At 56.2% G+C, this 22,737-nt stretch carries 19 protein-coding genes; 11 read left to right on the top strand and 8 right to left on the bottom strand.

The features are described 5' to 3' along the window. Positions 1-10: 10 nt before the first annotated feature. Both selA and selB read left to right on the top strand, forming a co-directional pair. Positions 11-1,396, top strand: coding sequence for an L-seryl-tRNA(Sec) selenium transferase (gene selA / locus DBR02_RS09610; RefSeq protein ID WP_107534197.1), 1,386 nt, complete (start codon positions 11-13; stop codon positions 1,394-1,396). Then, entirely contained in the window at positions 1,393-3,231 is a 1,839-nt protein-coding gene (gene selB, locus DBR02_RS09605; protein WP_107534195.1) for a selenocysteine-specific translation elongation factor, read from the top strand. Before selA ends, selB begins: the two co-directional genes overlap by 4 nt. Positions 3,232-3,234: 3 nt before the next feature. On the opposite strand, the gene DBR02_RS09600 is transcribed toward selB, so the two are convergent. Next, entirely contained in the window at positions 3,235-4,119 is an 885-nt protein-coding gene (locus DBR02_RS09600; RefSeq protein WP_107534193.1) for an ROK family protein, read from the bottom strand. Between the two features lie 166 nt (positions 4,120-4,285). Here DBR02_RS09600 and aldB point away from each other — a divergent pair, with 166 nt between their 5' ends. The 4 genes from aldB to DBR02_RS09580 all read left to right on the top strand — a co-directional run bounded on the left by aldB (position 4,286) and on the right by DBR02_RS09580 (position 7,338). Continuing rightward, entirely contained in the window at positions 4,286-5,824 is a 1,539-nt protein-coding gene (aldB, locus tag DBR02_RS09595) for an aldehyde dehydrogenase AldB (RefSeq protein WP_063865846.1), read from the top strand. A 244-nt stretch (positions 5,825-6,068) separates the two neighbouring features. Then, positions 6,069-6,254, top strand: coding sequence for a type II toxin-antitoxin system HicA family toxin (locus DBR02_RS09590; RefSeq protein ID WP_057979982.1), 186 nt, complete (start codon positions 6,069-6,071; stop codon positions 6,252-6,254). 14 nt (positions 6,255-6,268) lie between these two features. Next, on the top strand, positions 6,269-6,673 hold the full coding sequence (locus tag DBR02_RS09585) for a type II toxin-antitoxin system HicB family antitoxin (RefSeq protein WP_063865844.1): 405 nt from the start codon (positions 6,269-6,271) through the stop codon (positions 6,671-6,673). Positions 6,674-6,882: 209 nt separating this feature from the next. Further along, positions 6,883-7,338: a 4Fe-4S dicluster domain-containing protein gene (locus DBR02_RS09580; RefSeq protein WP_063865843.1), complete on the top strand. Its 456-nt coding sequence runs from the start codon at positions 6,883-6,885 to the stop codon at positions 7,336-7,338. Positions 7,339-7,345: 7 nt separating this feature from the next. Here DBR02_RS09580 and avtA read toward each other — a convergent pair whose 3' ends face one another. Next, positions 7,346-8,599 carry a valine--pyruvate transaminase gene (gene avtA / locus DBR02_RS09575; RefSeq protein WP_063865841.1) on the bottom strand — a complete coding sequence of 418 codons (1,254 nt, stop codon included), beginning with the start codon at positions 8,597-8,599 and terminating at the stop codon, positions 7,346-7,348. 130 nt (positions 8,600-8,729) lie between these two features. Next, the gene (locus tag DBR02_RS09570; RefSeq protein ID WP_107534191.1) at positions 8,730-10,760 is read right to left on the bottom strand and encodes an alpha-amylase; all 2,031 of its coding nucleotides are present in this window, start codon (positions 10,758-10,760) and stop codon (positions 8,730-8,732) included. A 313-nt stretch (positions 10,761-11,073) separates the two neighbouring features. On the opposite strand from DBR02_RS09570, the gene DBR02_RS09565 reads away from it, so the two are divergent. Then, positions 11,074-11,898 carry a protein bax gene (locus DBR02_RS09565; RefSeq protein ID WP_071888809.1) on the top strand — a complete coding sequence of 275 codons (825 nt, stop codon included), beginning with the start codon at positions 11,074-11,076 and terminating at the stop codon, positions 11,896-11,898. Between the two features lie 35 nt (positions 11,899-11,933). Here the strand turns inward: DBR02_RS09565 and xylR are convergent, their stop codons facing one another. From xylR to xylF, 4 genes are all read right to left on the bottom strand, one after another. Beyond that, positions 11,934-13,112 carry a D-xylose utilization transcriptional activator XylR gene (gene xylR / locus DBR02_RS09560; protein ID WP_063449964.1) on the bottom strand — a complete coding sequence of 393 codons (1,179 nt, stop codon included), beginning with the start codon at positions 13,110-13,112 and terminating at the stop codon, positions 11,934-11,936. 34 nt (positions 13,113-13,146) lie between these two features. After that, a complete protein-coding gene (gene xylH / locus DBR02_RS09555; protein ID WP_003860151.1) occupies positions 13,147-14,328 on the bottom strand; it encodes a xylose ABC transporter permease XylH in 1,182 nt (393 codons plus the stop codon). Continuing rightward, complete coding sequence (locus DBR02_RS09550; RefSeq protein WP_107534189.1) at positions 14,306-15,847, bottom strand: xylose ABC transporter ATP-binding protein; 1,542 nt, start codon at positions 15,845-15,847, stop codon at positions 14,306-14,308. The genes xylH and DBR02_RS09550 overlap by 23 nt, the downstream gene beginning before the upstream one ends. A 72-nt stretch (positions 15,848-15,919) precedes the next feature. Next, entirely contained in the window at positions 15,920-16,912 is a 993-nt protein-coding gene (gene xylF, locus DBR02_RS09545; RefSeq protein WP_063865834.1) for a D-xylose ABC transporter substrate-binding protein, read from the bottom strand. A 371-nt stretch (positions 16,913-17,283) separates the two neighbouring features. Between xylF and xylA the strand changes: the two genes are divergently transcribed. After that, positions 17,284-18,606: a xylose isomerase gene (gene xylA / locus DBR02_RS09535; RefSeq protein WP_107534187.1), complete on the top strand. Its 1,323-nt coding sequence runs from the start codon at positions 17,284-17,286 to the stop codon at positions 18,604-18,606. Positions 18,607-18,666: 60 nt separating this feature from the next. Beyond that, on the top strand, positions 18,667-20,121 hold the full coding sequence (gene xylB, locus DBR02_RS09530) for a xylulokinase (protein WP_107534185.1): 1,455 nt from the start codon (positions 18,667-18,669) through the stop codon (positions 20,119-20,121). Between the two features lie 54 nt (positions 20,122-20,175). On the opposite strand, the gene DBR02_RS09525 is transcribed toward xylB, so the two are convergent. Next, entirely contained in the window at positions 20,176-21,171 is a 996-nt protein-coding gene (locus DBR02_RS09525; RefSeq protein ID WP_107534183.1) for an acyltransferase, read from the bottom strand. A gap of 184 nt (positions 21,172-21,355) precedes the next feature. On the opposite strand from DBR02_RS09525, the gene DBR02_RS09520 reads away from it, so the two are divergent. Together DBR02_RS09520 and glyQ are read left to right on the top strand one after the other, a co-directional pair. Then, the gene (locus DBR02_RS09520; RefSeq protein ID WP_063865825.1) at positions 21,356-21,661 is read left to right on the top strand and encodes a YsaB family lipoprotein; all 306 of its coding nucleotides are present in this window, start codon (positions 21,356-21,358) and stop codon (positions 21,659-21,661) included. Positions 21,662-21,821: 160 nt separating this feature from the next. Then, complete coding sequence (gene glyQ / locus DBR02_RS09515) at positions 21,822-22,733, top strand: glycine--tRNA ligase subunit alpha (protein WP_003860141.1); 912 nt, start codon at positions 21,822-21,824, stop codon at positions 22,731-22,733. The last annotated feature ends 4 nt before the right edge of the window (positions 22,734-22,737 follow it).

Below are 22,737 nucleotides of genomic sequence, written 5' to 3'. Positions count from 1 at the left end.
AGGCGCATTCATGACTACTCATCATTCCCTCTACAGCCAGATCCCCGCAACCGATCGTCTGCTTCGTGACCCGCGCATAGCCGTGGTGCTGGCGCAGTTTGGCCATACTGCAACGGTCGACATGCTACGCCAGCTTCAGGATGACGCGCGCCGTCATATTCAGGCTGAGAACGCGCTTCCTGGCTGGTGCATGGCGTGGGAGCAGGAAGTTGAACGGAGGCTGAATGAGCGCGCGCAAAGCGCGTTGCGCCCGGTCATTAACCTGACGGGCACGGTTCTGCACACCAATCTGGGCCGTGCACAACAGGCGGAAGAGGCGATACAGGCCGTCACCCGGGCCATGCGCTCGCCGGTGACGCTGGAGTACGATCTGGACGGCGCCGGGCGCGGGCATCGCGATCGCGCGCTGGCCGATCTGCTCTGCCAGATCACCGGCGCGGAAGATGCCTGCATTGTGAATAACAACGCGGCGGCGGTGCTGTTGATGCTGGCGGCTACCGCGAGCGGGAAAGAGGTTGTCGTCTCTCGCGGCGAGCTGGTGGAAATCGGCGGGGCATTTCGAATTCCGGATGTCATGCGCCAGGCGGGGTGCTCGCTGCATGAAGTGGGCACAACCAACCGTACCCATGCGAAAGATTATCGCGCGGCGGTGAATGAAAACACCGCGCTGCTGATGAAAGTGCATACCAGCAATTACCATATCGAGGGGTTCACCAAAACGGTGGATGAAGCCGAGCTGGCTGCCATTGGGCGCGAGCTTAACGTGCCGGTGATCGCCGATCTCGGCAGCGGGTCGCTGGTGGATATGCGCCAGTACGGTCTGCCGAAAGAGCCGATGGTGCAGGAAATGGTTGCCGTGGGCGTAAGCCTGGTCAGTTTCTCTGGCGATAAACTGCTGGGCGGACCACAGGCGGGGATCATCGTCGGCAGGCGCGAGCTGATTGCGCAGCTACAGCAACATCCGCTGAAGCGCGCCCTGCGTGCTGATAAAATGACGCTGGCCGCGCTGGAAGCCACGCTGCGGCTCTATCTTCACCCGGAGAAACTGGCTGACCGCCTGCCCACGTTGCGTTTGCTAAGCCGTAATGCAGCCTCCATCCGCGCGCGCGCGGAAACGCTACTGCCGCAGGTTGCTCCTCACTACCCTGAATTTGATGTTCGTATCGAGCCCTGTTTGTCGCAAATTGGCAGCGGCTCGCTGCCCGTGGACAGATTACCGAGCGAGGCGCTGACGTTCACCCCGCGCGACGGACGCGGAAGCCAGCTTGAGGCGCTGTCGGCGCGCTGGCGTACATTACCGACGCCGGTGATTGGCCGTATCGGTGATGGCCGCATGTGGCTGGATTTACGCTGTCTGGAAGATGAAGTGCGGTTTCTGGAGATGATGTTGAAATGATTATTGCCACCGCCGGTCACGTTGACCACGGCAAAACCACGTTATTGCAGGCCATTACGGGCGTAAATGCCGATCGCCTGCCGGAAGAGAAAAAGCGCGGCATGACCATTGACCTGGGATACGCCTACTGGCCGCTGCCCGATGGTCGCGTGCTGGGCTTTATCGACGTGCCCGGCCACGAGAAGTTTTTGTCCAATATGCTCGCGGGCGTGGGCGGTATCGATCACGCTCTGCTGGTGGTCGCGTGCGATGACGGGGTGATGGCGCAAACGCGCGAGCATCTGGCGATCCTGCAACTGACGGGCAGCCCGCAGCTGACCGTCGCCCTCACCAAAGCGGACCGTGTGGATGAGGCGCGTATCGATGAGGTGCGTAAAGAGGTACTGGCGACGCTCGATGAATACGGTTTTAAGGATGCGTCACTGTTTGTCACCGTGGCGACAGAAGGCAGCGGTATCGACGCCCTTCGCGACCATTTGCAGCAGATCCCGTCTCGTGAGCATGCCAGCCATCACCGTTTCCGTTTGGCGATCGACAGGGCGTTCACCGTAAAAGGTGCTGGGCTGGTGGTGACCGGCACCGCGCTGAGCGGCGAAGTGAACGTGGGCGATACCCTGTGGCTAACGGGCGTAAATAAACCGATGCGCGTGCGCGGACTTCACGCGCAAAACCAGCCGGTGGAACGGGCCCATGCCGGGCAGCGTATCGCCCTGAACGTTGCCGGGGATGCCGGGAAAGAGCAGCTTAACCGTGGCGACTGGCTGATGGCTGACGCGCCGCCAGAACCTTGCGGGCGGGCGATCGTCTCTCTCCAGACCCACACGCCGCTGACCCAGTGGCAGCCGCTGCATATCCACCACGCGGCCAGCCACATCACCGGACGCGTGTCGCTGCTGGAAAACGATCTCGCCGAGCTGGTGTTCGACTCCCCGCTCTGGCTGGCGGATAACGACCGCCTGGTCCTGCGCGATATTTCGGCGCGAGAAACGCTGGCGGGCGCGCGCGTGGTCATGCTTAATCCGCCCCGTCGCGGCAAGCGTAAGCCCGAGTATTTACAGTGGCTGGGCGCGCTGGCGAAGGCCCGCGATGATAAGTCTGCGTTAGATATCCACCTTGAACGTGGTGCGGTGGATCTGGCTGCGTTCGCCTGGGCGCGCCAGCTCAGCGGCGAAGGATTGCGGCTTCTGACGCAGGAGCCAGGTTTTATTCAGGCCGGTAACAGCCTGCTGAACGCGCCGGTGGCGGCGCGCTGGCAGCGCAAGGTGCTGAGCACGCTGGCCACCTACCATGAACAGCATCAGGATGAGCCAGGCCCGGGCCGTGAGCGTCTGCGGCGCATGGCGTTGCCGATGGAAGACGACGCGCTGGTGCTGCTGCTGATTGAAAACATGCGCGCCAGCGGCGCGATCGCAAGCCATCACGGCTGGCTGCACCTGCCGGAACACAAGGCGGGTTTTACCGCCGAGCAGGACGCGGTGTGGCAAAAGGTGGCGGCGCTGTTTGGCGATGAACCGTGGTGGGTACGCGATCTGGCGCGTGAAACCCATACCGATGAGCAGCTAATGCGACAGGTACTGCGCCATGCGGCCCAGCAGGGCATGATTGTGGCGATCGTGAAAGATCGTTATTACCGCAACGATCGGATCGTGGCGTTTGCGAACCTGATCCGCGAGCTGGATCATGCGCGCGGATCGACCTGCGCCGCCGACTTCCGCGATCGGCTGAACGTGGGACGCAAGCTGGCGATTCAGATCCTGGAGTACTTCAACCGCATCGGGTTTACGCGTCGTCGCGGCAATGACCATGTGCTCCGCTACGCGCAGTTATTTCCGTAAGCGTTAAGCGCTGCGCGCCTGCTTCTGCTTAGCCAGCCAGACCGCGCCCAGCCTTCCCGCCTGGTTGCCCAGCTCGCAGGGAAGGATGGGCACCCGGAGCGCCTCCCACTCCTCGAATCGCTGTAAGTATTTATCCAGCAGGAGATAAATTTTCTCCTGCTCGCTAATGCCCCCGCCAATCAGCACCGCCTGCGGATCGAACATAGAGATCACGCTGTAGATACCGCGCGACAGACAGTGTGCCCACTCTTCAATGGCTTCGCGCAGATGCACGTCGCTGTCCATGCGTTTAAACAGCTCCTCGCCGTCAGGCATTTCATCTTCCGACACGGCCAGCGCGCGGCGGCAGGCTTTCATCAGGCCGCTGGCAGACGCCACTTCATGCATCGGTTCGCCCTCATTGCCCACGGGCAGCACGCCAAATTCACCCGCCCGGTAGTGCGATCCGCGGTAGAGATCGCCCTCCATGACGATACCGCCGCCGATGCCGGTACCGATGGTGATGCAGACGAAATGCTCATAGTCCTTGCCCGCGCCCTGCCAGCGCTCGCCCAGCGCCGCGCAGTTGGCATCATTTTCGATTGTCACGGGGAGATCGGTCAGCTGTGCGAACAGTCCGCACAGGTTTTCGCCGTCAAGATAGTCCAGCGCCCCGGCTTTGGCCGCTTCGCCGGTGTGGTGATTGATGTGTCCCGGAAAACTCACGCCAATGCCGGCGATCTCGTGCTCCTGGCAGTACTTATCCACCACCGCTTTCCACTTCTCTTTGAAGGTGCTTTCATCGTCCGGCGTATCATATTCATCGGATGTCAGTTCTTCGCCGTTTTCGTTAATTACGCCGTGTTTGATGTGGGTTCCACCCACGTCAAAGCCGATAAATAGCTGCATTGCATCGTTCCTCATGTGCCCCTGAACTATTAATTATGGCTCCGGCGGCAGAAACGAAACGTAAAGTACGGTAATCCGTGATGCGGCTCGTAAACCTGCTACCCGCTGGCGAGAAAATCACCAGCCGGAACTACCCTTGTTGTACACCTACTGCAAGGAGACGGTCATGACAAACAATCCTCCCTCATCGCGTATCCAGCCTGGCGAGTATGGTTTTCCCCTTAAGCTCAAGCCCCGCTATGACAACTTTATCGGTGGTGACTGGGTGGCGCCCGTCGACGGTGAATACTATTCCAACCTGACGCCCGTCACCGGCCAGCCGTTATGTGAAATTGCCAGTTCGGGCAAGCGGGATATTGATTTAGCGCTGGATGCGGCACATAAGGTGAAGGATAAATGGGGACAGACCTCCGTGCAGGACAGGGCGGCCATTTTGTTCAAAATCGCTGACCGGATGGAGCAGAATCTGGAGCTGCTGGCAACGGCAGAAACGTGGGACAACGGCAAGCCGATCCGCGAAACCATGGCGGCAGACGTCCCGCTGGCGATTGACCATTTCCGCTATTTTGCCTCCTGCATTCGTGCTCAGGAGGGTGGGATCAGCGAGGTCGACAGCGACACCGTGGCGTATCACTTCCACGAGCCGCTGGGCGTGGTGGGGCAAATCATTCCCTGGAACTTTCCGCTGCTGATGGCGAGCTGGAAAATGGCCCCCGCGCTGGCGGCGGGCAACTGCGTTGTGCTGAAACCTGCGCGCTTAACCCCGCTTTCGGTGCTGCTGCTGATGGAGGTGATTGGCGATCTGTTGCCGCCGGGCGTCATTAACGTGGTCAACGGGGCCGGGGGCGAGATTGGGGAGTATCTTGCCACCTCAAAACGTATCGCCAAAGTGGCGTTCACCGGCTCAACGGAAGTGGGTCAGCAGATTATGCAGTACGCGACCCAGAACATCATTCCGGTCACGCTCGAGCTGGGCGGCAAATCGCCGAACATCTTCTTTGCCGACGTAATGGATGAAGAGGATGCCTTCTTCGACAAAGCGCTGGAAGGGTTTGCGCTGTTCGCGTTCAACCAGGGTGAAGTCTGTACCTGCCCGAGCCGCGCGCTGGTGCAGGAATCCATTTATGAGCGCTTTATGGAGCGGGCGATCCGGCGCGTGGAGTCGATCCGCAGCGGTAACCCGCTGGATAACGTCACCCAGATGGGGGCACAGGTATCGCATGGCCAGCTGGAAACCATCCTCAACTATATCGATATCGGTAAAAAAGAGGGGGCCGATGTGCTGACCGGCGGACGCCGTAAGGTACTGGGCGGCGATTTACAGGAGGGCTACTACCTTGAGCCGACCATCCTGTTCGGTCAGAACAACATGCGTGTATTCCAGGAGGAAATTTTTGGGCCGGTGCTGGCGGTCACGACGTTTAAAACCATGGACGAGGCGCTGGAGCTCGCCAACGACACGCAGTATGGCCTGGGGGCGGGCGTCTGGAGCCGTAACGGTAATCTGGCCTACAAAATGGGCCGCGGCATTCAGGCCGGTCGCGTGTGGACCAACTGCTATCACGCCTATCCAGCTCATGCGGCGTTTGGCGGCTACAAGCAGTCGGGCATCGGGCGTGAAACCCATAAGATGATGCTGGAGCACTACCAGCAAACGAAATGTCTGTTGGTCAGCTACTCCGAAAAACCGCTGGGGCTGTTTTAAACTTCCGGCTCAGGCCGTCCCGAGCGGCCTGAGCCGGGTTAAAGCCGGGTGGCGGCTTCGCCTTACCCGGCCTACGATAGTGGCCGCATTTTTATTTGCAACATGACAATCTTCCCTCTTCTTTTCTCGATGCCTCTTCCTGTTTCGCTAAAGTCTGGCTGCGCTGCCGTTTTTAATGCGGTAGTCTCATTCAACCCAGTAGCGATGGTGTGTATCATGTGTATAATCAGGGAAGGATTGGGATGTGAAAAGTGCGGATATCATTACTGTTCTGGTTAGCCATGGCTGGAAATGTGTAAGAACGAAGGGAAGCCATCATCAGTTTCGCCATCCAGTGCAAAAAGGATTGGTTACCGTCCCACATCCTAAAAAGGACATTAAACCAGGCACTCTCGCACAAATCTGGCGACAGGCGGGAATTAAACACTGATATCAGGAGTAGTTATGTTTTATCCGGCTTACATTCATTCTGATTCCGACGGTAGCGCCAGTGGTTTCTTTCCTGACGTTCCGGGGTGTTTTTTTGCGGGGGATTCACTGGATGATGCTTTTCAGGACGCACGTGATGCATTAACTGCCCATTTTGAAGCGTTGTTTGAAATGGATGAAATGTTGCCATTTCCGGGTATGGTTGAAGCGCATCTGGCAAGTCATCCGGAGGATTTCATTGGCGGACAATGGTTGCTGGTGGATATCAATATGAAACAGTTTGAAGGCAAAGTAGAGCGCATCAATATTACGATACCTCGCCGTTTGCTGGTGAAGATTGATTCCTTTGTCAGCGAGCATCCACAATTTACTAACCGAAGTGCTTTTCTTGCAGAGGCAGCACGGCGTGTACTGCCTTAACGTTCTCCCTCTCCCGTGGGAGAGGGTTGGGGTGAGGGCAACAGGCCACAGTTAATCAGCCTTCATCCACACATATCCGCATTTACCCTAAGCTAAAAGTATCCGCGCCCGCTCTTTGACCCACAGCATCCTTAACGCTTCGCACGCAAGGTATGATGCGCTAACGATAATTTAACGGACTGACTTTTAACCTGCGCGAGGCGTTATCCATGAACCGATTTATCATGGCGGATCCTGAAAAATGCATCGGATGCCGCACCTGCGAGGTGGCGTGCATGATGTCGCATGAAAGCACCGCCGCGCCAGACGCGTTTACGTCGCGGATCCGGGTGGTTAAGGGGAACGCTTTCACCACGGCTGTAGGTTGCCATCAGTGTGAAGATGCGCCCTGCGCCAATGTCTGCCCGACGCAGGCCATTCGCCGCGCTGCGGGAGCCTGGCTCGTTGAGCAATCGCGCTGTATCGGCTGCAAAAGCTGTATGGTGGCGTGCCCGTTCGGGGCAATGCAGGTTCGGGTCGTGGAAGGTCGCGTTCAGGCGCTGAAATGTGATTTGTGCGCGCATCGCGAGGGTGGGCCAGCCTGCGTTGAAGCCTGTCCTACCCACGCGCTGCGCTGCATCGATCCCGCCAGATTACGCGCGGAACGGGTGCGTAATCTGGCCTGAGGTCTTATTAACCCGCCTCGTGCCAGGCGTTCTCGATCTCTTCGGCGAGAATTTTCACTCCCGCTTCGATTTTTTCCGGGTCCGGGACGTAGTTCATGCGCATGCACTGGTGCGTGTGCGGCCACGGCTTATCCAGCCCCGGGAAGAAGTAATCTCCCGGCACCATCAGCACGCCACGCTTTTTCAGGCGCTGATAAAGCAGTTCTGTCGTAATGGGTAGATCCTTAAACCACAGCCACAGGAAAATTGCCCCTTCCGGTTTATGGATCAGGCAGCGTTCTTCCGGTAAGTAGCGGCGAAGAATGGCGATGGTTTCCTGAACGCGCTGAGCGTAAAACGGCTTGATCACCTCATTCGACAGGCGCAGCAGGTCGTTGCGTCTGATCATCTCGCACATCATCGCCGGGCCGATCCCGCCAGGCGAAAGGCTGATAATGCCGTTCATGTTAGTAATGGCGGTAATGATCTTTTCGTTGGCGATAATGATACCGCAGCGGCTGCCCGGCAGGCCCAGCTTGGAAAGGCTCATGCAGAGGATGATGTTCGGGTTCCACAGCGGACGCGCTTCACTAAAGATAATCCCCGGGAACGGGACGCCATAGGCGTTATCGATCACCAGCGGGATACCATGCTGATTCGCCAGCGCATCCAGCTTCATCAGCTCGTCGTCGGTGATCACGTTGCCCGTCGGGTTAGTAGGGCGTGACACGCAGATCATGCCCGTCTCTTCACCGATATGCAGATGTTCAAAATCAACGTGATATTTGAACTGGCCCTCTGGCAGCAACTCGATATTCGGGCGTGCGGAAACAAACAGGTCTTCTTCGAGGCCGGCATCGGCATAGCCGATATACTCCGGTGCCAGCGGGAACAGCACTTTTTTCGTGCTGCCGTCGGCGCGGCGTCCGGCGAACAGATTAAACAAGTAGAAAAACGCGCTCTGACTGCCATTTGTCAGTGCAATATTCTGTGGTTCGATATCCCAGCCCAGCGCTTCCCGCAGCATCGATGCCAGAAGCGTCAGCAGTTCTGTTTTACCCTGAGGGCCGTCGTAATTACACAGCGCATCGGTTGCTTTACCGTTTTCCAGCATGTCTGCCAGTAGCGCCTGGAAGTAGGTGTTCATCTCCGGAATCTGAGCCGGGTTTCCGCCGCCGAGCATGATAGCACCGGGGGTGCGCAGCCCGTCGTTGAGGTCCTCCATCAGGCGGGTAATGCCTGAATGGCGGGTAAATTTATCGCCGAATTGTGAAAACGTCATAGCAGGTGATCTGTCGGGCTTAATATGAAAGGCAGTAACCATAACGCCAGCACCGTGTTGGTGCAAATCGGCGGATGTGGTCGGATTTGTTGTTTTGTATGGCGGAGCAGGATTCATGTAGTGAATTGTTCTACTGATTACCCGCCCACACCACCATCACCTTATCGCCCTTATGCTCGCGTACAAATCCGTACCCCTCTTTCAGCGACAGCGTGGTTTGCTTGCCTTCACCCATTGCCGGATGACGGGCGCGGAACTGCCCCAGAAGCTGCCAGTGGGCGACAGTTAACGCCTGTTTACCCGTTACGTCCTGCCAGTTCATATCCGAACGGGTTCCCTGTAGCGGATCGGACCCCGTCGGACCAAATGGACGCTCTGATTCATCGCCGTAATAGATTTGCACGCTTCCCGGCGCCAGCAGCAGTAGCTCAGCGGCGCGCTGGCCTCCTTCACGGAACAGTCGCGTATCGTGGGAGGAGAGATAGCTCAGCACATTAAAGCTTTGCAGTTTTTCGGCCATTTGCTGCCAGGTCAGATCCATATCCGCCAGACAGTCCACCGCTTTCGCCGCCTGCTCCTGATAGTCAAAATTGATCATCGCATCAAAGCCGTGGCGATAATAATCGCTCTGCATCACGCCGTGACCCCAGGATTCACCGGTCATCCAGAATGGCGCATCGTCGAGTTTTTTGTCCGGGTTGGCGGCTTTCCACGCGACCAGCGCCTGGCTGGCCTGCTCCTTCAGCTGCTGCCAGGCTTCAGGCTCAACGTGTTTAGCGGTATCGACCCGGAAACCGTCGATGCCGTAGTCACGTACCCACTGGCTGAGCCAGTGGGTCAGGTAATCTCGCGGCGTGAAGTTCGTCATCACTTTCGCGTTGGTGTCGGGTTTGTGTTGATAAAAGTTCGGCAAACCTGACGGAATCTTAGATTCCGTTTTCAGATCCGGTAGAAACGCCAGGGACATCGTTAAATCGTCAAAGCCGGGGTTGTCATAATCGCCGATATCGGTGCGGATCCATTTTTTTCCCCACCATTTTTCCCATGCGGCTTTATCACTGAAGTTGATGTAATCGTTGAAGCTGTGCCAGCTTTGACCCGCGCCTGGCTTCCAGTCAGTCCAGCGTTCGCCGAGCGTTTTCTTCAGCTCATCCCCCTGCAAATACAACGCGCCAAACTGATACTCCTGCATATCGGCAAGCGTCGCATAGCCCGCGTGGTTCATGACAACGTCAAACAGGACGCGGATACCGCGCCGGTGCGCTTCGTCGACAAGCTGGCGCAAATTCTCTTCGCTGCCCATGTTGGCGTCGAGCTTCGTCCAGTCCTGAGTGTAATAGCCGTGATAGGCGTAGTGAGGGAAATCCCCCTTGGTGCCGCCGCCCACCCAGCCGTGGATCTGCTCCAGCGGAGAACTTATCCAGAGCGCATTCACGCCCAGTTGCTGGAGGTAATCCAGTTTGCTGGTAAGCCCTTTAAGATCGCCGCCGTGGAACGTCCCTATCTCCTGCATACCGTCTTTATGGCGGCCATAGCTGTTATCGTTGGCAGGGTCGCCATTCACGAAGCGATCGGTCAGCACGAAATAGACGGTGGCGTTTTGCCAGCTGAACGGCGCGGGTTTGTCCGTCTCGGCGCGCTCAAGCAGCAGCAGGCCATTGCTGTTAGCGGCTGGCTGAAGCGTGACGTTGCCATTTTCAACGGTCGCGGTCTGTTTGCTGTAAAAATCACGCACCACCGTTCCTTCCGGGAAGGTGTTTGCTACGTCGAGCGTAAGCGGTTTACCGTCCCACTTCGGGCACTGGCGGGTGACGTCAGCGACAGGCTGTGGCGCCGCGCTTTGTACCGTCAGCATCAGGGTTGGCGTTCCCGAGCGCGTATCAATACGCATCTGATAAACGCCGTCACGGAATAACCGCCACTGCGGCGGAGTGCCTTCGCACGGTTTGAGCGACAGCATCTCGTTGAGCTTAATGGCCTCTGTCGGCTGCCAGCACGCGTTGTCAAGACTCAACGTCAGTGGACGGGTACCCTTCGCAAGCTTTGCCTGGCTGGTAAAGACGCCGGTACCTTCAGCGTTAAACGCGTCAAATCCCGGCGATGACCAGTCGGCATGCGCGAGTGCGGGTAACATCAGAACAGCTAATGCAGTGCGTTTCATTCCATTTTCCTGTCGCGGCATTTTTGACCAGTGTGCCATTCGGCTCAGGGGAAAAACTCCTCCTCTTAGGCTTTCTGCCAGGAGGACGCGAAGGGATGAGTGATCCCGCGCAAAATTAGGCTGTTATCTGCGATATCGCACACATTTTTCCAGTGTTGATGCTTTAATGAGCACGTTTCGAATGACATAGTTTCGGAATTGGACTATTTATATACGTGCTCTTGAAGACTATTTTTGGTACGATTTGAGATTCCGCTCTCAAATTTTGAAGAAAATAAGGTGTTGGAATGCTTATATCCGACCAGGAGACCTAATGATATCGACTCCCATTCGACGATATGGGGCCGCGATACTCATGTTACTCACCATGGCATTTTCAGGTGAGGTGCTTGCAAAGACGCACGCGGATACAACGAGTAAGAAAGCCCACGTAATAAAGACGACAAGCAGTAAGGTTAGCAGTAAACAAGAGTATTCTCGCAATAGTGCAAAGAGTAGTTCACTTCCTGATTTGCGAAAATACCCTTCCGGGACACCACGAAAAAAAGCGTTTCTCCGGACGGTCATGCCTTACATTAAAAGTCAAAATGCCGCGATTACTGCGGATCGTAACTGGCTGATCTCCAAACAGTACGATAGCCGCTGGTCGCCGTCTGAGCGCACGCGCCTGAAAGACATCGCCAAACGCTATAAAGTGAAGTGGAGCGGAAACACGCGTCGCGTGCCGTGGAACTCACTGTTAGAACGTGTGGACATCATTCCAGGCAGCATGGTGGCGACAATGGCCGCCGCCGAAAGCGGTTGGGGGACCTCGAAGCTGGCCCGCAACAACAACAATCTGTTTGGCATGAAGTGCGCCAAAGGTCGTTGTACCAATGCACCTGGCAAGGTGAAGGGTTATTCACAGTTTGAATCGGTGAAAGATTCCGTGAATGCCTACGTGGTGAACCTGAACACCCACCCGGCCTACTCCTCGTTCCGTAAGTCACGCGCCCAGCTGCGTAAAGCGGATCAGGAAGTGACGGCTACGGCGATGATCCACAAGCTGAAAGGGTATTCCACTCAGGGACAGCGTTATAACAACTATCTGTTCTCGATGTACCAGGATAACCAGCGTCTGATTGCCGCGCACATGTAATGAAAAACGCCTTCCACTGGAAGGCGTTCTCTTTTCTAGAGCAGGACTTCACTGTACCGTTCCCGGTACTCCTTCGGCGTGGTGTCATACTCTTTCCTGAACACCGAATAGAAATACTGTAGCGACGGGTAGCCGCACATCTGTGAAATCTCGTTGATCGACAGCGAGGTGGAGATCAGCAGACTGCGCGCTTTCTCCAGCTTTTCCGCATGGATCACGGCATGTATCGTCTCACCCACTTCCTCTTTGAAGCGCTTCTCCAGATTCGAACGTGAAATCCCGACCGAATCCAGCACCTGATCGACCTTAATACCTTTGCAGGCATGATTGCGAATGTAGTGCATCGCCTGAATCACGGCCGGATCGTTTAAGGAACGGTAGTCGGTAGAGCGGCGCTCGACCACGCGAACGGGCGGAACCAGCAGACGCTGGAGCGGCAGGGATTCGTTGTCTAACAGTCTGTGCAGCAGCTTCGCAGCCTGATAGCCCATCTGCCGCGTACCCTGCGCCACGGATGACAGCGCCACGCGCGACAGATAGCGCGTAAGCTCTTCGTTATCGATACCAATCACGCACAGCTTTTCAGGCACCGGAATATGCAAATGCTCGCACACCTGCAATACGTGGCGAGCGCGGGCGTCCGTCACGGCGATAATGCCTGTCTGGGGCGGCAGCGTTTGCAGCCAGTCAGCCAGCCGGTTTTGCGCGTGCTGCCAGTTTTCTGGCGCGGTTTCCAGTCCCTGATAAACGACGCCGCGATACTTCTCCTGGGCAACCAGCTGGCAGAACGCATACTCACGCTCCATTGCCCAGCGCTTGCCGCTGGTGGCGGGCAAACCGTAAAACGCAAAACGGTGTACGCCTTTCTCCTTTAAATGGAGGAAGGCGGTCTCGACCAGGGCATGGTTATCGGTGGCGATGTAGTGAACAGGGGGATAATGTTCCGGTGAATGGTATGAGCCGCCAACGCCCACGATAGGAACGTCGACGCCACTCAGCAGCTGTTCAATCACGGGGTCGTCAAAGTCAGCGATGACCCCGTCTCCCAGCCAGTCCTTAATGTTCTCCAGACGGGTACGGAAATCTTCTTCGATGAAAATATCCCATTCGGATTGCGACGCCTGCAAATATTCACCAACCCCTTCAACCACCTGACGGTCATAGGCTTTGTTGGCATTGAATAACAACGTAATGCGGTGACGCTTTTCAAACATGGCTCACTTTCCCAAATTAGTCACGATACGGTTCTCAGGCGCGCCGCTTGGTGGCAGAGTCCATCCAGACTGCCAGCAAAAGAATGGCTCCCTTGACGATATACTGCCAAAACGTCGGCACGTCCATCATACTCATCCCGTTATCCAGCGAAGCCATAATAAATGCGCCCATCACCGCACCCGCCACGCTGCCAATGCCCCCGGCGAGGCTGGTTCCGCCAATTACGCAGGCGGCGATGGCGTCCAGCTCGGCAATATTACCGGCAGACGGAGAACCCGCACCCAGTCGCGAGCTGAGGATCAGCCCCGCGATGGCTACCATCAGACCGTTAATGGCAAAGACGGCGAGTTTGGTGCGCTCCACGTTAATGCCGGACAAACGCGCGGCTTCCAGGTTGCCGCCGATGGCATAAATGCGGCGGCCGAAAGCGGTACGTGTGGCCATAAACATCCCACCTAACAGCAGCAGCGCCAGCAGCAGAACGGGCGTCGGGACGCCGCGATAATCGTTAAGCAGCCAGATGGCACCCAGCACAATCACGGCGGTAAGCGCCTGACGGCCCACCACCGAGGTAGAAGCAGGCGAGGCCAGACCCAGCGCCTGGCGACGCATGCGCCCCCGCCATTGCCACGCGACAAACGCCATCAGCCCAACCACGCCGATCGTAAAACCGACGCCATCAGAGAGGTAGCTTTGGCCAATCTGGGACATAGAGGCGCTGGTGGGGGAGACGGTGGTGCCGTTGGTGATACCAATTAAAATGCCGCGAAAGGCCAGCATTCCCGCCAGGGTGACGATAAACGACGGAACTTTCCGGTAGGCCACCCACCAGCCGTTCCACGCCCCCAGCAGCAGACCCAGTACCAGCGTGACCGCAATCGTCAGCGGCAGCGGCCAGCCGAGCCAGACGTCAAAAATCGCCGCCACGCCGCCGAGCAGGCCCATCATCGACCCTACCGACAGGTCAATTTCCGCTGAGATGATCACGAAGACCATCCCCACCGCCAGAATGCCGGTGATGGCGGTCTGACGCAGCAGGTTAGAGACGTTACGTGCGCTCAGATAGGAGCCGTCGGTCATCCAGGTAAAGAACAGCATGATGACGATGATGGCCGCAATCATCACGAATACTTGTAGATTCAGCGATTTAAGTCCTGCGAACGCACCGGGCGTCGGAACAGCGACTTTGATATCAGACGGGTTGCTTTTCGACATGGCGTTCGCTCCTTAGGGCAGCTTCCATCACCTGCTCTTGCGTCAGGTTCTGGTTGTTCAGGTTGGCTTTGAGTTTCCCTTCATGCATGACCAGCACGCGGTCGCTCAGGCCCAGCACTTCAGGCAGTTCGGACGAGATAACAATGACGGCAATCCCTTGCTGCACCAGTTGATTAATCAGCTTGTAGATTTCGTACTTCGCGCCGATATCGATTCCCCGCGTGGGTTCGTCCAGAATTAAAATGCGCGGATTAAGCAGCAGGCAGCGCGCCAGAATCGCCTTTTGCTGGTTGCCGCCGCTCAGGCGTCCTATCGCCAGCTCCGGCGAGGACGTTTTCACCTTAAGTCTTGCGAGCGACTGAAGAATGCACTGCTGTTCTGCGGCATCGTCCAGGCTGCTCAGCGCGCCGGAAAACTGGCTGAGCGCCGCCAGCGTGATATTTTTCCCCACCGCCATAACCGGCACGATGCCGTCTTTTTTGCGGTCTTCGGGCACCATGGCAATGCCTCTGGCAATGGCCTGCTGGCAGTTGTCGATTTTTACCGGCTGACCGTCGACATAAATTTTGCCTTCCCAGCGCCCCGGCCAGACGCCAAACAGACACTGTACGGCCTCGGTTCTTCCGGCACCCACCAGGCCCGCAATGCCGAGAATTTCGCCTCGGTGCAGCGAGAAGGAGAGGTTATTCACGCGCTTGATATGGCGGTTAACGGGGTGCCACGCCGTCAGGTTTTCCACGCGCAGGATCTCTTCGCCAATCGCGTGCGGCTCGTTGGGATACAGCGCGGTGAGTTCGCGGCCCACCATCATGGTGATGATGTTATCTTCACTCATGCCTTCTGCCTCACGCGTGCCGATGTGCTGCCCGTCGCGGATGACGCAGATGGTGTCGGAAATGGCTTTCACCTCGTTAAGCTTGTGCGAAATATAGATGCAGGCGATACCGTGGTTTTGCAGGTCGCGGATAATATTGAGCAGAACGGCCGTTTCCTGTTCGGTGAGCGAGGCGGTCGGCTCGTCGAGGATCAGCAGGCGTACCTGTTTGTTCAGCGCCTTGGCGATCTCCACCAGCTGCTGCTGGCCCAAACCTAAGTCGCCCACGCGCGTATCCGGTGAGATAGCCAGGCTCACCTGAGCCAGCAATTTCTCGCAGCGCAGCGTCATGGTGTCGTAATCCAGCACACCGTGGCGCGAGAGTTCGGCCCCAAGAAAGATATTTTCCAGCACGCTTAGGTGCTTCACCAGCGCCAGCTCCTGGTGAATGATAGCGATGCCTTTACGCTCGGTATCGCGAATGTGCGTGGCCTGGAGCACCTCTCCGGCGAAGACGATTTCGCCCTCGTAGCTGCCGTGCGGGTAGATCCCACACAGCACCTTCATCAGCGTGGATTTCCCCGAGCCGTTTTCGCCGCACAGCGACATCACTTCGCCGGGATTCAGCCGCAGGCTGACGTTGTCGACCGCTTTCACCGTCCCGAAGGCTTTGGTGATGCTTTTCATTTCAAGTAAATAAGACATAACTGCTCCGCATAGCCCGACAGATGAACAGGGCAGGTCGATGCGCCCCCGCCGGGCAGGGGCTGCGCTGGATTACAGTTCACTCTTCTTATGGAAACCGTCTTTCACCACCGTGGCGTCAATGTTCTCTTTGTTGACTTCGATAGGGGTAAGCAGGCGTGCCGGTACGTCTTTCAGACCGTTATTTAACGTTGCGTCTGCTTTAGGCTGTTGGTCATTGCCCAGCTCAACGGCAATTTCAGCAGCCGTATTGGCAAGCTCGGTAATGGGTTTATACACCGTCATGGTTTGGGTGCCCGCGATAATGCGTTTAACACCCGCAAGATCGGCATCCTGACCGGAGATAGCGACTTTTCCGGCCAGACCCTGCGCGCTCAGCGCCTGAATGGCGCCACCCGCGGTGGCATCGTTAGAGGCCACGACCGCATCGATTTTGTTGTTATTTGCGGTCAACGCGTTTTCCATAATTTTCAGCGCATTTTCCGGTAACCAACCGTCAACCCACTGGTCGCCGACGACCTTAATTTTGCCCTCGTCGATATATGGCTTAAGCACCTTCATTTGTCCCTGGCGGAACAGCTTGGCGTTGTTATCCACAGGCGAACCGCCCATCAGGAAATAATTCCCTTGCGGCACCTTAGCGACCAGGCTTTTAGCCTGTAACTCACCCACTTTTTCATTGTCGAACGAAATATAATAATCAATATCCGCATTATTAATCATGCGGTCATAGGCCAGGACTTTTATGCCTTCCTGTTTAGCCTCTTTCACCACGTTGCTTAATACCTGGCCGTTATACGGGATAATGACCAGCACATCGACGCCACGGTTGATCATATTCTCAATTTGCGACATTTGCGTCTCTTCGTTGCCGTTAGCGGACTGAACGAACACCTCCGCGCCGAGGGATTCCGCTTTTTTAACAAAGATATCGCGATCTTTTTGCCAGCGTTCAAGACGTAAGTCATCAATCGCCATGCCGATTTTGACCTCTTTGGCGTGGCCGGCAAAGCTTGCAAGCAGGAGAGTAGTGCAGAGCGTTAGGGTCAGGTTCTTTATCTTCATAATTATTAGGCCTTTTTGTAGGGGTATGTGTCGCTGAGATAAAAGAAACGTTCACTGCTGAGACGCAGCAAATTTTTAACGTGGAAAGGCCTGCTGGCAATTACAGATTTTTATCTTCTCATTACGATATTTGGTTTATTTCTGAATTTATGACCGCGATCGGATTTTAAAAAGCGTAACCTATTAATTACATTTGATTCTGGAATATGCGCCGAAAAATAGTTTGTCTGCACATTATTTTGCGAGCCAGCGCACAATTGTGCATTCTCTCAATAGCAGTGTGAAATAACGTAATTGAGCAACCCCCAATGTCTATTCACTATTACTCCAGAAGCAAGACCACGCCGCATACCCTGATTATGGAGCTCAATATGCAAGCTTATTTCGACCAACTCGATCGCGTTCGTTTCGAAGGCACGAAAACGACCAATCCTTTAGCATTTCGTCACTACAACCCGGATGAGCTGGTGCTGGGTAAGCGCATGGAAGATCACTTGCGCTTTGCCGCCTGCTACTGGCACACCTTCTGCTGGAATGGTGCCGATATGTTCGGCGTGGGCGCTTTTGACCGTCCATGGCAGCAGCCGGGCGAGGCCATTGAGCTGGCGAAGCGTAAAGCCGACGTCGCGTTCGAGTTCTTCCATAAGCTGAACGTGCCGTACTACTGTTTCCACGATGTGGACGTGTCGCCTGAAGGGGCATCGCTGAAAGAGTATCTGAACAATTTCGCGCAGATGGTCGATGTAATGGCCGAAAAACAGCAGCAGAGCGGCGTGAAGCTGCTCTGGGGGACGGCTAACTGCTTTACCAACCCTCGCTATGGCGCGGGTGCGGCAACCAACCCCGATCCGGAAGTCTTCAGCTGGGCGGCCACGCAGGTGGTGACGGCAATGAACGCCACGCATCAGCTGGGCGGCGAGAACTATGTTCTCTGGGGCGGTCGTGAAGGCTATGAAACGCTGCTGAATACCGACCTGCGTCAGGAGCGCGAGCAGATTGGTCGCTTTATGCAGATGGTTGTGGACCACAAACACAAAATCGGCTTCCGCGGCACGCTGCTGATTGAGCCTAAACCGCAGGAGCCAACCAAGCATCAGTACGACTACGATGTTGCCACCGTGTATGGCTTCCTGAAGCAGTTTGGTCTGGAAAAAGAGATCAAAGTGAATATCGAGGCTAACCACGCTACCCTGGCGGGCCACTCCTTCCATCACGAAATTGCCTCTGCGATTGCGCTGGGCATCTTCGGATCGGTGGATGCGAACCGCGGCGATCCGCAGCTGGGCTGGGATACCGACCAGTTCCCGAACAGCGTGGAAGAAAATGCGCTGGTAATGTACGAAATCATCAAAGCGGGCGGTTTCACCACCGGCGGCCTGAACTTCGACGCCAAAGTCCGTCGCCAGAGCACTGACAAATACGATCTGTTTTACGGGCATATTGGCGCGATGGACACCATGGCGCTGGCGCTGAAGGTGGCGGCCCGTATGATTGAAGACGGCGAGCTGGATAAACGCGTGGCGAAGCGTTACGGCGGCTGGAACAGTGAGCTGGGCCAGCAAATTCTGAAAGGTCAGTTATCGCTTGCGGAAATCGCGAAGTACGCTGAACTGCATCAGCTGGCCCCGCAGCATCAGAGCGGGCATCAGGAGCTGCTGGAAAACCTGGTCAATCATTACCTCTTCGATAAATAACAGTATGCAGGCCCGGTAAGCGCATCGCAACCGGGCATTTCTGTCAAAGGAGTCACCACAATGTATATCGGGATCGATCTTGGCACGTCGGGTGTGAAAGCCATTCTGTTAAGCGAGCAGGGCGATGTGTTAGCAACCCAGACTGAAAAGTTGCAGGTTTCACGCCCGCATCCGCTGTGGTCTGAGCAAGATCCGGAGCAGTGGTGGCAGGCGACGGACCGCGCGATGAAAGCCTTAGGCGAGCAGCACAGCCTGCGCGACGTGAAAGCGCTGGGCATTGCCGGGCAAATGCATGGTGCAACGTTGCTGGATAGCCAGCATCGCGTTCTGCGCCCGGCTATTCTCTGGAACGATGGCCGCTGTGCGGAAGAGTGTGCGCTTCTTGAAGCGCGTGTGCCCACGTCCCGCGAGATTACGGGCAACCTGATGATGCCCGGTTTTACCGCGCCAAAACTCCTGTGGGTGCAGCGCCATGAACCCGATATTTTCCGTCAGGTGGCGAAGATTCTGCTGCCTAAAGACTACCTGCGTTTTCGCATGACGGGAGATTTTGCCAGCGACATGTCTGACGCCGCGGGCACGATGTGGCTCGACGTGGCGAAACGGGACTGGAGCGAGGCGATGCTGGATGCCTGCCAGCTGACGCGCGACCATATGCCCGCGCTGTTTGAAGGCAGTGAGATCGCGGGCACGCTGCAATCCTCCATTGCTGAACGCTGGAATATGCCGGCCGTACCGGTTGTCGCCGGCGGCGGCGATAACGCGGCGGGCGCTGTTGGCGTGGGGATGGTGGAAGCAGGGCAGGCAATGCTCTCGCTCGGCACCTCCGGCGTCTATTTTGCCGTCAGTGACGGCTATCGCAGTAACCCTGAAAACGCCGTACACAGCTTCTGCCACGCGTTGCCGGGCAAATGGCATCTCATGTCGGTGATGCTGAGTGCCGCTTCCTGCCTCGACTGGGCGGCAAGGCTGACCGGAATGGCGGACGTACCGGCGCTTATCGCAGCGGCACAGCAGGCGGATGATAATGCCGGTGCGGTCTGGTTTTTACCGTACCTGTCCGGCGAGCGCACGCCGCATAACAACCCGGAAGCGAAAGGGGTGTTCTTCGGGCTTACCCATCAGCACGGCCCGGCAGAGCTGGCGCGCGCGGTGCTTGAAGGGGTCGGCTATGCGCTGGCGGACGGCATGGATGTCGTGCATGACTGTGGCCTGACGCCATCCAGCATTACCTTAATTGGCGGCGGGGCGCGAAGCAGCTACTGGCGGCAAATGCTTTCTGACATCAGCGGGTTGCCGCTGGACTATCGTACGGGGGGAGAGGTTGGTCCGGCGCTCGGTGCGGCACGGCTGGCGCAAATCGCGGTGAACCCGGATAAACCACTGAACTCGCTTTTGCCCCAGCTTCCGCTTGAACAGCAGCATCGTCCTGATGCGAAAAACCATGCTCGCTATGCTGAACGACGAGTCGTGTTCCGCAAAATCTATCAGCAGCTTTTACCGCTGATGTCCTGAACATCCGCCGGGTGGCGCTGCGCTGACCCGGCCTGCAACTCCCCATCCATCTGGCTAGCTTACAAACCTGCGCGTATCGATTCTTTGCAGCAACATGGACAGCAGCAGGCTGACAGCCAGCGTAGCGGTAAATATCCAGATAATATCCAGCACCGGCCAGCTTTTCAGCTCAACGCCGCGGGTGCGCAGGGCGTGGATCACCAGCGCGTGAAAACCGTAAATACCCAGCGAGTGGCGAGAGATAAACCCCAGCACCGGAAGCGGACGTTCGTTGAGGGTGTTTTTCACCAGGGTCAGCAGAGAAATCGCGCAGATAAAGACCATCGGGCCGCAATACAGATACCAGGTATCGGCAAAGTTGCCGCGCCATTGCAGTTCGTACAGCGTCCCGCGAGAGATAATAAACACACCGGCGATAAACGCAGCCGCGCAAAGCCAGTTCATTCCTCGCTTTTGCGTCTCCATCATGCCGATGGCGCGCCCCAGCATGCCATACACCACATAATAAAACGTGTCGCCGTTGATATAGAGGTTGACGGGAAGCCATTCGAAGCCATCAACTTTTTGTGAGAGGGTATTCGGGTTTGCCACAATCCCGATGATCGCCATCAAGGCCAGCAGCCTTTTACCGCTGACGTTTTTTACCTGAATTAACGGAGAAACCAGGTAAATAACGATTATCGCGAAGAAAAACCACAGGTGATAGAACACCGGTTTTTGCAGCACATTGAGCAGGGAACGTTCGGCGTTAATGGACGTGCACAGGATGATATAGAGCAGCGAAATGGCGCTGTAAAACAGCAGACAAGAGACAATACGGATGAAATGTCTCGGCTGCGCGCTACGCTCACCAAAAAAGAGAAAACCGGAAATCATAAAGAACAGCGGGACGCTCACGCGGGAGGCCGAGTTCAGAATATTGGCGACATCCCAGTTAACGGGGCTGATACTGTGCGCGTTCGTGACATACCAGGTCGTTGTGTGGATCATCACCACCATCAGACAAGCTATTCCCCGCAGGTTATCAATCCAGTTAATTTTTGACTGCATCAGTTCCTCTGTATTCCTGATAAAGAAAGTGTGACTGCGGTAGCGTAAAACTTTTCCCTTGGAAAATTCTGAGTTTAGCCAGGCTGTCTTGTCGCGAGCTGGCGAGATTCGCAGAATGTTGAACATTAATCTATAAACGTGTTGCTACTAAAAATAACAGCCACTGACCGGGGCGGTAATAAAAATGATGATGAAGCGTGGGGCGTCACTCTTTCTGCTGCTTTTATTAGCAGGGTGCAGTGCTTCTCAGGAGGCCCCTGTCCAGAAAGCGCAGCAGGGGAAAATGAGCCCGGAGCGTTCCCTGAATATGGAACAGCTGTGCATAGGTGAGGCGGCTCATCGCTATAATTCCGAGGCACAGAAAATTCATATAAACGGCTTCGAGCGCTTTCAGGGCAGCTATGAACTGAAAGGCTATACTGCGCGTAAAGAGGGCTTTGTCTGCTCTTTTGATGCAGACGGCCAGTTTTTACATCTCTCGATGCGCTAAATTGCTCGGATAATCAGCAACCAGAGCCCTCACCGGTTCTGGCGGTAGACCTTATTCCCCAATTTTCCCTAAACAACCCCGTTTCGTACTGTATATCTTGCAGCCAGCGGGTATACTGATCCCTTCCATTTAAAACCACACGTATCCAGCACGAAATACTATGCAAAAGTTTGATACCAAGACCTTCCAGGGCCTGATCCTGACCTTACAGGATTACTGGGCTCGTCAGGGCTGCACCATTGTTCAACCTTTGGACATGGAAGTTGGCGCAGGCACCTCACACCCGATGACCAGCCTGCGCGCGTTAGGGCCAGAGCCAATGGCAACCGCCTACGTGCAGCCATCCCGTCGTCCGACCGATGGCCGTTACGGCGAGAACCCGAACCGCTTGCAGCACTACTATCAGTTCCAGGTGGTGATTAAGCCATCACCTGACAATATTCAGGAACTGTACCTCGGGTCACTGAAAGAGCTGGGTATGGATCCAACCATTCACGACATTCGCTTCGTGGAAGATAACTGGGAAAACCCAACGCTGGGTGCCTGGGGTCTGGGTTGGGAAGTGTGGCTGAACGGCATGGAAGTGACCCAGTTCACTTACTTCCAGCAGGTTGGCGGTCTCGAATGTAAGCCGATCACCGGTGAAATCACCTACGGTCTGGAACGTCTGGCAATGTACATTCAGGGCGTAGACAGCGTTTACGACCTGGTCTGGAGCGACGGCCCGCTGGGTAAAACCACCTACGGCGACGTGTTCCATCAGAACGAAGTGGAGCAATCCACCTATAACTTCGAATACGCGGACGTGGACTTCCTGTTCACCTGCTTCGAGCAGTACGAGAAAGAAGCCCAGCAGCTGCTGGCGCTGGAAACTCCGCTGCCGCTGCCTGCTTACGAGCGTATTCTGAAGGCTGCCCACAGCTTCAACCTGCTGGACGCCCGCAAAGCCATCTCCGTGACTGAACGTCAGCGCTACATTCTGCGAATTCGTACCCTGACCAAAGCCGTTGCAGAAGCTTACTACGCGTCCCGTGAAGCCCTTGGCTTCCCGATGTGCAACCGAAACAAATAAGAGG

The organism is Enterobacter cloacae complex sp. (assembly GCF_900322725.1).
In the GTDB taxonomy this organism is placed as follows: Bacteria; Pseudomonadota; Gammaproteobacteria; order Enterobacterales; family Enterobacteriaceae; genus Enterobacter; species Enterobacter quasihormaechei.
Note: the sequence above shows the minus strand (reverse complement) of the source record. Positions and strands in the feature narration are given on the sequence as shown.

Bases quoted from the DNA above. Each gene is read 5' to 3' on its own strand.
- selA (WP_107534197.1), top strand. From the start codon at position 11: ATGACTACTCATCATTCCCTCTACAGCCAGATCCCCGCAACCGATCGT.
- selB (WP_107534195.1), top strand. From the start codon at position 1,393: ATGATTATTGCCACCGCCGGTCACGTTGACCACGGCAAAACCACGTTA.
- DBR02_RS09600 (WP_107534193.1), bottom strand. From the start codon at position 4,119: ATGCAGCTATTTATCGGCTTTGACGTGGGTGGAACCCACATCAAACAC.
- aldB (WP_063865846.1), top strand. From the start codon at position 4,286: ATGACAAACAATCCTCCCTCATCGCGTATCCAGCCTGGCGAGTATGGT.
- DBR02_RS09585 (WP_063865844.1), top strand. From the start codon at position 6,269: ATGTTTTATCCGGCTTACATTCATTCTGATTCCGACGGTAGCGCCAGT.
- DBR02_RS09580 (WP_063865843.1), top strand. From the start codon at position 6,883: ATGAACCGATTTATCATGGCGGATCCTGAAAAATGCATCGGATGCCGC.
- avtA (WP_063865841.1), bottom strand. From the start codon at position 8,599: ATGACGTTTTCACAATTCGGCGATAAATTTACCCGCCATTCAGGCATT.
- DBR02_RS09570 (WP_107534191.1), bottom strand. From the start codon at position 10,760: ATGAAACGCACTGCATTAGCTGTTCTGATGTTACCCGCACTCGCGCAT.
- DBR02_RS09565 (WP_071888809.1), top strand. From the start codon at position 11,074: ATGATATCGACTCCCATTCGACGATATGGGGCCGCGATACTCATGTTA.
- xylR (WP_063449964.1), bottom strand. From the start codon at position 13,112: ATGTTTGAAAAGCGTCACCGCATTACGTTGTTATTCAATGCCAACAAA.
- xylH (WP_003860151.1), bottom strand. From the start codon at position 14,328: ATGTCGAAAAGCAACCCGTCTGATATCAAAGTCGCTGTTCCGACGCCC.
- DBR02_RS09550 (WP_107534189.1), bottom strand. From the start codon at position 15,847: ATGTCTTATTTACTTGAAATGAAAAGCATCACCAAAGCCTTCGGGACG.
- xylF (WP_063865834.1), bottom strand. From the start codon at position 16,912: ATGAAGATAAAGAACCTGACCCTAACGCTCTGCACTACTCTCCTGCTT.
- xylA (WP_107534187.1), top strand. From the start codon at position 17,284: ATGCAAGCTTATTTCGACCAACTCGATCGCGTTCGTTTCGAAGGCACG.
- xylB (WP_107534185.1), top strand. From the start codon at position 18,667: ATGTATATCGGGATCGATCTTGGCACGTCGGGTGTGAAAGCCATTCTG.
- DBR02_RS09525 (WP_107534183.1), bottom strand. From the start codon at position 21,171: ATGCAGTCAAAAATTAACTGGATTGATAACCTGCGGGGAATAGCTTGT.
- DBR02_RS09520 (WP_063865825.1), top strand. From the start codon at position 21,356: ATGATGATGAAGCGTGGGGCGTCACTCTTTCTGCTGCTTTTATTAGCA.
- glyQ (WP_003860141.1), top strand. From the start codon at position 21,822: ATGCAAAAGTTTGATACCAAGACCTTCCAGGGCCTGATCCTGACCTTA.